This is a genomic window from Bacillus xiapuensis, from assembly GCF_002797355.1.
Taxonomy (GTDB): Bacteria; Bacillota; Bacilli; order Bacillales; family Domibacillaceae; genus Bacillus_CE; species Bacillus_CE xiapuensis.
Genome location: NZ_KZ454939.1, coordinates 2053442 through 2066910, shown reverse-complemented (window position 1 = coordinate 2066910; position 13469 = coordinate 2053442). Strand labels below are relative to the sequence as shown.

The 13469-nt window shown below is 47.9% G+C and carries 12 protein-coding genes; 9 read left to right on the top strand and 3 right to left on the bottom strand.

Annotation, left to right across the window (positions count from 1 at the left end; translation table 11 throughout):
* Nucleotides 1-10: 10 nt before the first annotated feature.
* The 3 genes from CEF20_RS10375 to CEF20_RS10365 are packed head-to-tail and all read right to left on the bottom strand — an operon-like array spanning nt 11 to nt 3304.
* A complete protein-coding gene (locus CEF20_RS10375; protein ID WP_100331739.1) occupies nt 11-2275 on the bottom strand; it encodes a hypothetical protein in 2265 nt (754 codons plus the stop codon).
* Nucleotides 2275-2856 (bottom strand): PilW family protein, encoded by a 582-nt coding sequence (locus CEF20_RS10370; protein ID WP_157796249.1) that lies wholly within the window; start codon nt 2854-2856, stop codon nt 2275-2277. Before CEF20_RS10370 ends, CEF20_RS10375 begins: the two co-directional genes overlap by 1 nt.
* Entirely contained in the window at nt 2801-3304 is a 504-nt protein-coding gene (locus CEF20_RS10365; RefSeq protein ID WP_157796248.1) for a prepilin-type N-terminal cleavage/methylation domain-containing protein, read from the bottom strand. The genes CEF20_RS10370 and CEF20_RS10365 overlap by 56 nt, the downstream gene beginning before the upstream one ends.
* Before the next feature lie 220 nt (nt 3305-3524).
* Here CEF20_RS10365 and CEF20_RS10360 point away from each other — a divergent pair, with 220 nt between their 5' ends.
* From CEF20_RS10360 to pilM, 9 genes are all read left to right on the top strand, one after another.
* Entirely contained in the window at nt 3525-5183 is a 1659-nt protein-coding gene (locus tag CEF20_RS10360) for a hypothetical protein (RefSeq protein ID WP_232713432.1), read from the top strand.
* A gap of 15 nt (nt 5184-5198) precedes the next feature.
* Entirely contained in the window at nt 5199-5900 is a 702-nt protein-coding gene (locus CEF20_RS10355; RefSeq protein WP_100331735.1) for a PRC-barrel domain-containing protein, read from the top strand.
* 21 nt (nt 5901-5921) lie between these two features.
* The gene (locus CEF20_RS10350) at nt 5922-7247 is read left to right on the top strand and encodes a VanW family protein (protein WP_100331734.1); all 1326 of its coding nucleotides are present in this window, start codon (nt 5922-5924) and stop codon (nt 7245-7247) included.
* 9 nt (nt 7248-7256) lie between these two features.
* A complete protein-coding gene (locus tag CEF20_RS10345; RefSeq protein WP_100331733.1) occupies nt 7257-8915 on the top strand; it encodes a GspE/PulE family protein in 1659 nt (552 codons plus the stop codon).
* 4 nt (nt 8916-8919) lie between these two features.
* Nucleotides 8920-9960, top strand: coding sequence for a type IV pilus twitching motility protein PilT (locus CEF20_RS10340; protein WP_100331732.1), 1041 nt, complete (start codon nt 8920-8922; stop codon nt 9958-9960).
* A gap of 1 nt (nt 9961) precedes the next feature.
* Complete coding sequence (locus tag CEF20_RS10335) at nt 9962-11173, top strand: type II secretion system F family protein (RefSeq protein ID WP_100331731.1); 1212 nt, start codon at nt 9962-9964, stop codon at nt 11171-11173.
* Nucleotides 11174-11266: 93 nt separating this feature from the next.
* Entirely contained in the window at nt 11267-11713 is a 447-nt protein-coding gene (locus CEF20_RS10330) for a prepilin-type N-terminal cleavage/methylation domain-containing protein (RefSeq protein WP_232713431.1), read from the top strand.
* A gap of 15 nt (nt 11714-11728) precedes the next feature.
* Nucleotides 11729-12472, top strand: a complete 744-nt coding sequence (locus CEF20_RS10325; protein WP_100331730.1) for a prepilin peptidase — start codon at nt 11729-11731, stop codon at nt 12470-12472.
* A 33-nt stretch (nt 12473-12505) separates the two neighbouring features.
* Nucleotides 12506-13468 carry a type IV pilus biogenesis protein PilM gene (gene pilM, locus CEF20_RS10320; protein ID WP_100331729.1) on the top strand — a complete coding sequence of 321 codons (963 nt, stop codon included), beginning with the start codon at nt 12506-12508 and terminating at the stop codon, nt 13466-13468.
* Nucleotide 13469 lies beyond the last annotated feature (1 nt).

Here is a 13469-nt window from a genome sequence, read left to right as displayed (position 1 = left end):
CATCCTTTTCTTAATTCACCGTTAATTCACCGCTGTAGATCGATAAATAATCCACCTTAGGCAAGGAGTCAATCACCTGCAGCAGCACATCCTCGTTGTAATCAACGATAAAACGGGAATAATAATGATCCATATCCTCATACGTCCGCAGGAGCTCTTTTTCTGACGCCATCTCGCCGCGAATCGCGTTAATGGTCAAGTTTTTTTTCGCGAATAGTCCCCCTTTAATGTAGAATAGGGAACCGACGCCGTACAGTTCTGCGTCTTGATCAGTGTAGAAAAAGGCTTTCAACGGTTCGATGCCAGATTGCGGAGGAGGCAAGTAGTCTTCCGTCTGTTCTTTAGGATCTGCAAAATTGCTAAACTCGTTGATGCGGTAGATGGACAGATCTCCTCGTGACAGAAGGATGAGCTGCCTTTCCTCTCCGCCCTTGCTTCTTCCTTTAATGTTCAAATTGGATACTTTCGTCTCGTCATTCGCGTACATTACGCCGTTTGCGATTAAGTGGTCGTTTTCTCCTTTTGGATCTGCTTGGTCGCCCCGGAGTATCAAACTGCCCTCTGAGAAGAGATTCCCACCAAAGCTCAATTTGCTGTTCCGGGCAATAATGGAGGAAGTGCCACAGCCAGTGCATTCAGACTCGCCCGAGAAAATGTCTCCCATTATATCCATAGATCCGGTCGATTCAATCCGCAAAGTATTCTCTTCCGAGGCTGGCGCTTTTCCTTGGATGTAGAGATTATTTTCAATGGTCATTTTGCCATGATTGCGGATTGTCAGCGATTGCTGCGTGTAAAGATTGCGCCGTTTCTTCTCCTCGGTTGGCAGCAGCATGTCAGATGCGTTTCCCGCTTGCTTTTCTGAGCGAATCTCCATCGTTCCTTCGTTTTGAATGGAAAGGGAGGTTAAGCTGGCTAAGGCGTCTTTTACAATGAGCTTTCCGTCTGTTGCATTATTGATCGAAAGCCGCTGCTTGGAAGCCGCGGAACGGTTTATTTCCATCGTTCCTTTGTTTTCAATGGATAAATCCTCATGGGCAGCGAGCTTTCCATTTGTTTGGAAAACCCCTTCGTTTTCAATGGAGACCGCTTGTTCAGCCACTGCCTCACCGGAAATCACAAGCTGGCTTCCCGGATTGTTAATAATGGTTAAACGGCCTGTTACATAAAGATTTCCGATGGTCAGTTTTTCATTAGCGACAATTTTGACATCGCCTTTGATGCGCAACGTATCGAGGTTCATTTCTTCTGTATTCGTGATCAGCAAATTCCCATCCAGTTCCAGCTCTTTATGGATATTTTTATTGACCAGTTTAAATGGATCAGGCCGACTCTCATTTCCGTCCTTATCTGTTGTAATTTGTGATGCAAGCTCAGGAGGCACGCCGCTGACGGAGGATAGATCCTTCCCCTCTAGAAGACCGTCGGCTGAAGTCTCTGTAAGACCGTTTTTCAGGAAACGGCGATTCCGCTCCTCCTTATAAGAAGCTGAAAAATCGATCTTTTGATATTGGCTGTCATTTTTCCAATCAGGGATTTCGCCATGATAGAAATTATCTTCCCTTAATAGTTCCAGCATATCTTTTGCTTTGAATTTGCTTTCATCATATTCGCCTGCATATAAATCACCGACGATCGAAGGCCGATGGGTGTCAATCGTTTTATTTTTTATCGACTGTGACGCCGCTACATATTCCGCTTCCTTCTGTAGTTCTAAATGATTTGCGAAAATATTTCCGGCAATATGGGGAGATCCTTTTAATGCCAAATTCCCATCTTGTGAGCCGAGCGCATACTTTAGAAAGCTTGGCAGCGGGGAGAGGATCAGCCGTTTGACCGCGGTCCGGCTAGCGCTGCTGTTTTGGGCCTTTGTCGTAGCTTCCACTTCTACGACGCGCGTTAACGTTTCGCTTTCATTGATCTTCTCATTTGGAACAATGGAGGCTTTAAACGATTCGATTCCTTGCCGGGCGTTATATCCTTGATCGGCAATCAGATCCTTCATTTCGTTATTCAATGAGGTCGTAAATCCTCCGGGAGATAATTGGTTAAGGGCGTATTGGTTTTTTTGCAGCCGCCGAGACAGCTCTGCAGTAAAGTCATCGATCGCTTTCACTGCTTCATATGTGATATCCACATCTTCTTCACGAACAGCTGTCCGCTTGGTGCCTCCTAATGTGGAAGCGAGAATCGAAAGACCAAGAACGGTAAAGATCACCGTGATCAGAAGCACGGTAATCAATGCGTTTCCTTTTTCATTGCTTACCTTATTCATTAAAAACCAAACTCGCTTTCGAGAATCAAATTTTGATTCGTTTTCTCATCGCTCAGCCGGAGCTTTAGCTGTATAATGCCCGATCGGCAGCCTTGATCTTTTTCTTCCGCGCCGCATTTGTAAGAGATGGACGACCCGGTGAGATCTGAGCTGATTTCCAGCGGGGCTCCGTCGATTTCCAGAACACCGTTATCAAGGGCGATCGAAATCGTTTTCTTTTCAGCTTGCTCCTGCTCTTCGATTTTGTAATATGCGCTGGAAGCCTGCTTTTCTACATCGAGCGCCTTTGAATCTACGATCCGAATGCAATTATCTCCGCAGCTATTATCTACGTAGTCAAAAGCCGTCCGGTAGAATTCATTCATCACCATAGTGACCGCATAGTCGGCATCTTCTCTGAATTGCACTTCGGCATTTTGCTTAATATACGTTTTTTGACCGGTCTGAAAAACATTAAATACAACAGGTGTTAAAAGGGCCATAATCACAAAGGTGAGTAAAAGCTCCACTAGCGTAACTCCGCCTTTATCGCAAATCTTCGCTTTTAATTGTGCCGTCCAAGGCTGTTGTTTTCTTATCATCAGCTCCCCAGCTCACCTCCACCGTAATAGGAATATAATATTTCCTCTTTTCAGGTTCATCCATCTTTTCTGGATAAATTTTGACATGATAGCTTTCATTATTGATTGAGATCGGTTTACAGCCGGCGTTTTTTGGTTTATTCGGTTCAAAGTACTGATAGCCGCTGCCGCAGAGATAAAGCTCGTACGCATAGTCATTTCTTTTCTTTGTATCCAGCAGGGCGGGGCCGAAATCATGCCGGACTTTAATGAACGGCTGCTTCTCCATATACATCAGCACATTTCGCGCCACATTGGTAGCTACTGTTTTACTCTGATTAGATTGATTATACGTGCCCGCTTGAAAAAAGAATCTAGTGAAGCTCAGCAGAACAATTGATAGGATCGTAAGCGCCAGCAGCAGTTCCAATAATGTGACACCTTTTTCACAAGTTCGGACAAATTTCAACGGATTGATCTTTCCCTTCTTTCAAAATTCTTGAATTTATTATACAATATTTCGTAGTTTCATTAATCTAAAAGTACTATATTTTTCTATTTTTATAATATATTCCTACGTGTGAGGCGTTCTGATGACTATTTTGGTAATGTTTATTGTTGCTTTTTGCCTACTTATTCCTCTAATTCCTTGGATTCCCATCGATCTGAATATGAAGGGGAAAGGACTTTTGATCTTGTTCGCGCTACTTAGTGCAGGGGTTTGTTTAGGATCGATGCCCTTCGTTCCGTTCTGGCAAAGTGCGCTCTTGTCGGTTTTGTTTGTGATCGTGTTTACTTATGTGACAGAGAAATATATCGGCCAAAATGCAAGATTTACAGAAGGAATAGCGGAAGAGGGAGCGGATGAAGCGATCGGTCAAGAAATCCAAGCGGCCGATATGGAAAGGGGGCCGATTCAGGAAAGAAACAGCACACAGATGAAGGAGCCTGAAAGCGAAGAACGAATGACCGTCTCAGAGCCGGACGCTTCGGCAGAAGAACCGTTCACGTTCTCTCATCGTGAAGAGGAAATGAATGTCATTGAATCGATGTGGGAAGCTTCTCAAGAGGAGCAAATCAACCGAACAGCCAAGCAGCAGCCAGCAGATCTAAAACAAGCGCCGCAAGAAGCGGGTGAAGCTGACGCTTATTTAGAAGAGCTGGTGGGCGAGATGAAGGAAGAACAGCCGGAAGAAGTTCAAGCAAGTTCCAGCAAACAGGGGAATCATGGTTCTCTCGAGGAGCGACCCTCAGATGAACCGGAAGAAAACGGGGAACCTGCGGCTGACGCTTATTTGGAAGAGCTGTTTGATGAGATCAAAGAGGAAGAGAATCAACCGGAACAAGCTGGCGTCGAAGAGGAGCCGGAGTGGGAGCTGACAGACTTAACAGCGGCAGAACGAGACGACCAGCGGGATGAACCGGAAGAAAACGGGGAACCTGAAGCTGACGCTTATTTGGAGGAGCTGTTTGATGAGATCAAAGAGGAAGAGAATCAACCGAAACAAGCTGGCGTCGAAGAGGAGCCGGAGTGGGAGCTGACAGACTTAACAGCGGCAGAACGAGACGACCAGCGGGATGAACCGGAAGAAAACGGGGAACCTGAAGCTGACGCTTATTTGGAAGAGCTGTTTGATGAGATCAAAGAGGAAGAGAATCAACCGAAACAAGCTGGCGCCGACGAGGAACCGGAGTGGGAGCTGACAGACTTAACAGTTGCAGAACGAGAAGAGCCGATAGAACGAGACGTTCGGCGGGACGAACCGCACGCAAGCGGAAAGTCCCCGGCTGGTGTCTATTTAGAAGAGCGGTTTGATGAGAGGGCAGAGGAGTCCCCTGGAGAGAATCAAAAAGAAAAAGCCACAACCGCTGAATGTGAATATATTAACGAGCTGGAGGAGTTCACAGCAAAAGCACCGGGAGAAGATGATTCAGCGGAAGAGCCGGACGTTTGGCCGCAGCCGCAAGAAGAGCGTTCAGCGGAGGAGACCATCGTCTCAGCTGGCGAGCTAGCGGTATGTATGGATCGTGAGCCAAGCGGTCTGCAAGAAATTCCTATGCTGGATATTCGCTGGCTGCGAATGATTAGGAAAGAGATTGAGGTTAAAAAAGAGCTGCTTTCCTTTGAACAAGTGGAGGAAGTTATGAAGCGGTACTTGCAGGCGCCGCTTCATGACAGGGATTATTATACGCTGGCTAAGGGCTTGCTTTCATACTACATTGAACATCAGCAGACAGAGAAGGCCAGCGAGCTCGCCAATGAATTGAAGGAGCGGCTCGCCCGCTATCCGGTCGTGCTTTCAGAGCTTGAGCTTATACAGTCAGTGATCAATAAAAAAAACGTATAGATAGGTGAAGGAAATATGAAAAAAAGTGCAGAAATTAAAGGCCTCCCCATTTTTAGTATTGCAGACGGGGCGGAACTGGGCCGGGTGAAATCATTAATCATTAACCCCGATCAAGGCCGGGTCGATTTTTTTACCGTAGAGCATGAAGAGTGGCAAGCAGAAGGAAGAGCTATTCCGTTCCAAAAGGTCATTGGCATCGGTGATTATGCGCTGACCATTGAAAACGAGGGAGCCATCATAGATTTAAATGAAATTCCGATAGCGAAAGAATTGTTAAACCGTCAAGTTCAAATTGAAAATACGCGCGTAATGACCCGCAAAGGCCAATTGCTTGGCGAAGCCGAGGAATATGTGGTGGATGAAGATACCGGCAGCATTATCACGCTTGACGTAACGGTGAATGAGCAGTTAACGGCGCTGGATTCAGAGCTGGTCATCACATATGGAAAGGACGTTATTATCGCTAAGGAAGAGGCAGCCTCCGCGCTTCAGCAAGGGCGTCAAGCAGAGAAAGCAGCCGAAGAAGACAGCTTAGCGGCGATTGAAAAGCAGCAGGATGCTTTATTAATTGGCAAAACAGCGACGAAAGATATTGTAGATCTTAACGGAGCGCTTCTCATTCCCAAAGGAACCGTGTTAACAGAGGAGCATATTCAATCCGCTAGAGAAGCAGGGCCAGAAGTGCTGGTGGATGTAAGCATGAGTGCAGAAGGTTAATCAAGATTGGAGGGTCATAATGTGAAAGGGCAAGGCACTTTAAAGATATCGGTCATTTTAGCTTTGATTACGGCCTATTTAATCAGCTTTTCATATTATGGCGCCAATGTTTATGGCAAAGTGTTCAACATGGCAGCCGGCTTTGATGAAGGGACGGCCATCGGACCCGTAGGGGTGGCGAATAAAACAAAACTGGACGCCGCCGAGCTTGTCAATAAGGAAATTGATAAGTGGGCGAAAAATAAAAAGCTGATTCTTCAATATGTTGAGAAGTCGGTGCCGCTTGATCTTTCGCTGTTCCGTTTTTCCGTGAAGGCGTCAGTGAATGAAGCCGTCTCCGGCGAGCAAAATTTATTAGCTGTTCATGTTGTGAAAGAACAAGTGAAAGAGGAGATTCTGCTGGAATTTCCGGAGCTGGAGAGAGCGGCGTTTGATTTTGACGCTCTTTACAGCGATCTTCAGGATATCGCCGCGTATTTGCAGCCGGGCGAATCCGTCATAGATTTGACCAATTACTTAAACGATGAGAGCAAGCAGGCGGTTGTCTCCGAAGCATTCGTGGCAGCCAGTTCAGCCGATGAAGCTCTGCAGCCGTTAATGGAAGAGCAGCCAGCGCTTACGTTTAAACCGAAGCAAGTATTTTCTTTCAATGAATGGATCGATGAAGCGGGTTACGCGGATTTAAACGAAGAAGCATTAAACACGCTGTCCTCTTTACTGTACCAAATCGTTTTGAAAACCAACTTCCTGATTCTTGAGAAAAACCAAAGCACTAAGCTGCCGGCTTATATGGAATTAGGATATGAAGCAAGGGTGGATCGGGAGAAGGATCAGGACTTTATTTTCATGAATAACAACCCTTTGCCTTATACGCTGCAATGGAAGACAGTGAACGGCAAGCTGTACGGCGCATTGAAAGGCGTTCCATTTTCATATACATATCAAGCCATCATCAAAAATAAACAAACCTATGCGCCGAAGACGATTCTGCATTTCACCCCCGCCCTGCCTTATGGGCAGACGGCGGTGAAGAAAACAGGGGAAAAAGGGGTTTCGGTCGAGGTATATAGAGAGCGGATCGGCTCTTTAGGTAAGCGGAAGACAGAAAGAATTGCCGAAGATTTTTATCCGCCCATTCACCGGATTGAGCTGCATAGCTCGCAGGAGCCGCCGCCTAAAGATGAAGCTTCCGGCCAGACGGAAGAGAAACAAGAAGAAGCTGTGCCAGCGCCAAAAACGGATCAGCAGCCGGCAGGCAGCCAAAAGGGACGCTCGCAGCCAGCGGGCTTTGAGAATCAAAGCAAGCAAGCGGCAGATGAAGAGAAGGCAAAACCGGAACAAAGGTGATGAATGAGCATGCGCAAACAAAGAAAACGACTGGGAGACCTGCTTGTGGATGCGGGTCTGATAACAGAGGATCAGCTGCAGCAGGCGCTGGCGGATAAGGCGGAAGGACAGAAGCTTGGGGATGCACTTTTGCAGCGGGGGTACATCACTGAACAGCAATTAATTGAAGTTCTCGAATTCCAGCTGGGCATTCCGCATGTCAGCCTGTACCGCTATCCGATTGATCTGAAGTTGCTGACGCTGATTCCAAAGGAGATGGCGAAACGCCAGTTGATCATTCCGCTGAAAAAAGAAGAAAACCGGCTGTTTGTGGCGATGGTGGACCCGATGGATTATTACACGATTGAGGATCTGCGCCTGTCTACGGGATTTCAGATTGAAACGGCGATCGCAACCAAGGATGACATCGTCCGGACAGTCAATAAATATTACGATATGGACGACAGCTTTGATGAGCTGATCCAGCCCGATAGCGAGACTAAGTCAGGGAGCGAGGAGGTGCTGGAGGATGATTCGCCGATCGTGCGTCTCGTCAACCAGCTGCTGTCCAATGCCATCGCCGAAAAAGCGAGCGACATTCATATTGATCCCCAGGAGACGAAGCTATTGATCCGCTTCCGCATAGACGGCATGCTGCGGACGGAACGGCAGCTTCCGAAGCACATGCAAAATATGCTGATTGCGAGAATCAAAATATTGGCCAATCTCGATATTACCGAGCATCGTGTTCCGCAGGATGGACGCATTAAAACGAATGTGGATTTCCGTCCGATTGACATGCGTGTGTCGACGCTGCCGACCATTTTTGGAGAAAAAGTGGTGATGCGGATATTGGATTTGAGCAGCGCACTCAATGATTTAAAGCAGCTCGGCTTTAATAAAGTAAACTTGCGCCGCTTTGGAGAGATGATTGAGCAGCCGAATGGCATCGTGCTGATTACCGGCCCGACCGGCTCAGGTAAATCATCGACCTTGTATGCGGCACTTAATAAGCTGAATACGGAAGAGGTCAATATTATTACCGTAGAAGATCCAGTGGAGTATCAGCTGGAGGGCATCAATCAGATCCAAGTCAATCCCCATGTCGGGTTAACGTTCGCGGCCGGTCTGCGTTCGATTTTGCGCCAGGACCCCAACATCATCATGGTTGGGGAAATCCGTGATAAAGAAACGGCAGAAATCGCTATTAGAGCTTCGTTAACCGGACATTTAGTCTTAAGCACACTTCATACGAACGATTCAATCAGCACCATTACCCGGCTGATCGATATGGGAGTAGAGCCTTTTTTAGTGGCGTCCTCCATTGTTGGGATTGTAGCACAGCGGCTAGTAAGACGGGTATGCCGTGATTGCGCTCGGGAGGAAGAGCCAACGAAACGGGAACAGTTGATTTTCAGCAAAAGGGGACTGACGCTTGATAAAGTGCTTCGCGGCCGCGGCTGCGCGTCCTGCAATATGACAGGCTATAAAGGGCGGGTTGCGATACATGAGGTGCTGACGGTAACGGAAGAAATGAAGAAACAAGTTTTAAACGATGAATCCTTAGCAAAATTGAAAGAAACCGCGCGCAAAGATAAAACGATTTTTCTGCTGGATGACGGCTTGCTGAAAGTCAAGCAAGGAATGACGACAACAGAAGAAGTGCTTCGCGTCGCGCTAATGGAGTAATGCTATGAAAGAAAAGATTGAGTTTTTACTGCGTTCGGCCTTTGACTTGCAGGCGTCGGATATTCATTTGACTGTCGGTTCGCCGCCGGTCTTCCGCATTCACGGGGATTTAAAGCGCTACGGCAAAGAAGCGCTTTCGCCGCAAGATACGGAAAGCATGGCGAAGGCGCTGATTCCCGGCCACTTATGGGAGACGTTTAAGGAACAGGGAGAGCTGGATTTTTCCTATGGCATTCCGAAAGTGTCGCGCTTTCGTGTGAACGCTTTTTATCAGCGCAATTGCATTTCCTTAGCGATCCGTGTTATTCCGACGAAAATTCCTTCGCTGGAGGACTTAGCTCTGCCGGCTTCGCTGAAAGCTATTGCCGAAAAGCCGCAAGGACTCGTGCTTGTCACCGGCCCCACTGGCAGCGGCAAATCAACAACGCTGGCGAGCATGATTGATTATTTAAACAAAGAAACAAGCAAGCATATCATTACATTGGAAGACCCGATCGAATACTTGCACCGTCATGGCAAATGCCTAATTGATCAGCGGGAAGTCGGCCACGATACGAGAACATTTGCCAAAGGCTTGCGGGCGTCCCTTCGTCAAGACCCCGATATCATATTAGTCGGTGAGATGAGGGATTTGGAAACAATACAAACGGCGATTACAGCTGCAGAGACCGGCCACTTGGTGCTGGCGACCTTACATACCTCCAGCGCTCCGGCGACTATTGAGCGGATTATTGATGTTTTCCCAGCAGAGCAGCAGCCGCAGGTCAGAATTCAGCTGGCGACCGTGCTTGGGGCCGTCATTTCTCAGCGGCTGCTTCCGACGGCGGATAAGAAGGGCCGGCGGGCAGCGGTGGAAGTGCTGATGAACAATCCGGCCGTCGCCAATTTAATCCGTTCGGAAAAGGTGCATCAAATCGTTAACATTATGCAAACCTCCCGGGCGCAGGGAATGCAGCTGATGACCGATCACATGAAGGAACTATACGAGAAGGGCATTCTTTCGCGCGAGGTTCTTCTTCCTTACATCAAGGAAAAGGAGCAGTGATATGGCTAAGTTTAAGTATACGGGCAGAGACCGGAAAGGCAAGAAGTCGGGCACGATAACCGCGGATACGAAGAAAGAAGCGTTAACTAAGCTGCAAAAGAGCGGCATTCGCGTGAAGGAAATTCAGCAGCAGGCCGAAACGATTTTTACGAAAGACATTACGATAGGCCGTCAAGTCAAGCTGGAGCATCTGGTCATCTTCCTGCGCCAGTTTGCCACGCTCCTTCAAGCGGGCGTCACCGTAGTGGATGCCACGGTCATTCTCTCAGAACAGACTGAAAGCAAAGCGCTGAAAAAAGCTCTGAAGCAGATCGAGCTTGAGCTGAGGGAAGGACGGCCCCTCTCAGAAGCCGCTTCCCATCAGAAAAAGATTTTTGAACCGCTGTTTATCAACATGCTGCGGGCGGGGGAGGCAACCGGAAGTCTGGATGAAACATTGGATGATATGGCGGAGCATTATGAGCGCCAATACCGCACGAAGCAAAAGGTCGTATCCGCTCTTATGTACCCGGCGGTTGTCGGACTGATTGCTGCAGGCGTTGTGACTTTTTTGCTCGTCTCCGTCGTGCCGACATTTGTTGATATGTTTGCGGACTTTGGCGGCGAGCTGCCGGCCATCACGAAGTTTGTCATCGGAGCGAGCGAATGGATGCAGCGCTACTGGTATGTCATCCTCGGCTTGTTTCTTCTCTTCGCGGCAGCTGTCTGGGCGGCAAGACAAAGAAAAGAAACGAAATATTATCTCGATTATTTTCTGCTGAGACTGCCGGTATTCGGTTCGCTGCTGCAAAAGGCGGTATTGGCGCGGATGACGAGAACGCTAAGCTCGCTGTTTTCCAACTCCGTTCCCATTCTGCAGGCGATGGAGATCGTCGGCCGCGTTGTCGGAAACGAGGTAATCGCCCAAGTTATTCATCAGTCTAAGGACTCCTTAGAAAGAGGGAGATCGCTGACGGAACCGATGAAGAAGCATTGGGCCTTTCCGCCTTTAATTCATCACATGATCTCCATCGGGGAAGAAACCGGCTCGCTGGATGCCATGCTCGGCAAAGTGGCCGATTTTTATGAAAAGGAGGTCGAAGCCGCAACCGACCGGATGAAATCCTTGATTGAGCCGCTGATGATTGTCGTGCTGGCCGCCATCGTCGGAACGATCGTCACCTCCATCCTTGTGCCGATGTTTGAAATCTTTAATGCAGTACAACAGTCATAGAATTTTTACAAAATATAGTTGATTTTTACTAGATCGACGATTAACATAGTTTGAGAGATAGCTTGAAAAAAATTCAAAATGGGAGGAAATAAAATGATTCAAGCCATGAAAAAAAGAATGAAAAACGAGAAAGGATTAACATTGATCGAGCTTTTGGCCGTTGTCGTAATTTTAGCGATCATCGCAGCCATTGCCATCCCGGCGATTGGCGGATTGATTGATAATACGAAGAAGGATGCCCATGTCGCTAACGCCCAGCAAATGATCAGCTCTGCTAAAACGTGGGTCGCTGGAAATGGAAATGAGATAAAAGAAGGTGGAAAAGAAACTTTAACATTGGAAAGAATGATTGATGAAGGGCTCATTGACCAAATGGAAGATCCGGATGGGAAAGGTTACGACAAAGAAAAATCAAAAGTAGTAATAACGAAGAGTGGAAAAAGTTACAATTATACCGTGACTTTAACAAATGGAACACGTGGAATAAGCGGAGAGCAGAAAGATTTAAAAAGAGCAGCAGTTACCGATGGAGGTAAGTAATTTATATAACAAGCTATGAATTTAATAATCTTCCTCTACGGTCTCCTCTTCGGCTCGTTCTTTAATGTTGTCGGCTTAAGGGTGCCGGAGGGCCGGTCGGTAGTGCGGCCGCGCAGCGCTTGTCCGGCATGCGGCCATACGCTGCGGGCGAAAGAGTTAATTCCGGTGTTTTCTTATTTGATGCAGGGGGGGCGGTGCCGCGCATGCCGCGCGCGCATTTCGCCCCTGTATCCATTAACAGAGCTGGTGACGGCGCTGTTATTTTTATATGCCTATCAGCTATTTGGGCTGACGACGGATTTTATGATCGCGCTGCTGCTGATTTCGCTGCTGCTGATTATCGTTGTATCGGATTTAGCCTATATGATTATACCGGATAAGGTGCTGCTCTTTTTCTTTCTGCTGTTTCTAGTGGGGCGGATGATCCGGCCGCTGGAGCCGTGGTGGGATTCGCTGGCCGGCGGAGCGGTGGGCTTTCTGCTGCTTTTGCTGATTGCGTTAGCATCCAAAGGCGGAATGGGCGGAGGAGACATTAAACTGTTTGCTGTAATTGGGTTTGTCATTGGAATGAAAGGCGTCTTGCTTACCTTTTTCTTATCCTGTGCGCTGGGTGCGGTGATCGGTCTGGTCTTAATGGGGTTCGGCCTGGTCCAAAGAGGAAAGCCGATGCCATTTGGCCCGTTTATCGCGGCAGCGGCGATGATTGTATATTTCAAAGGCGAGGCGCTTCTATCTTGGTATAGCAGCTTTTTTGTATAAACATTCACGAATGCACAAAAAGGAGAGACCGGCATGGCGAGGCGATTATTTTCCAAAAAAGACAGAACGGTGAATTTAGTGTTTACAGACTATGCCATTCGGTATGTTGAATTGAGGGGGACGGTTCCGACGGTTGTTCAGCAGGCGGAGGAGCGCATTATTCCGGAGGGCCTTATCCGCCGCGGAGAAATCATCGATTATGAGGCTCTCCTCCCCATTTTGCAAAACTGTGTCGATGAATGGGGCATCAAACGGCGGGAAGCCCGATTCATCGTCCCGGATCATTACATCGCCATGAAGGAAGAGCGGCTGAAAGAAGAGATAGAAGAGGATGAGCTGAAAAACTATTACTTTATGCAGATCGGCACGACCATTCATTTGCCGTTTGAAGAGCCGGTTTTTGACGCAGTGGTGGTCGGCGAGCGCGATGGACAAAAGGATGTGCTGCTGGTGGCGGCGCCTGAAGAAAGAGTGCGGCATTTTAGCCAGCTTCTGGAGGAGGTTAAGCTGAAGCCGAAAGCAGCGGATATCGGGCCGCTGAGCCTGTACCGGCTGTACTACTATCAAGAGCTGACAAGCCGGTCTGATCATGAAATGCTGCTGCAATTAAAGCAAAACCTCTTGACGATTTCGATTTTCCACGAGCACCGTCCGAAATTTATTAAGCCCGTGCCGATTGAGCTTCCTCAAGAGGCCATGCTCCTGCCGGAGGATCCATCGCGGAATCAGGAGACGGCTTATTTAATGGATGCACTGAAGGAAGTAGAAAATGTCATTGGCTTTTATGAAAACTCTCTCCATAAAGGGCAGGTTCAGCTGAACAAGGCTTTCTTAAACAGCGACCATCCAGAGACGGAATATGTGCAGAACTACTTAGAAGAGACATTAGGACTGAAAGTTGTGGACGACGGGCGCCTTGATGTGGCGGATAAATCAGGTGATTCCATTCCGGGTGCTTTCTATACGGCTGTCGGTCTTGGCTTGAAAGAGGTGTGAG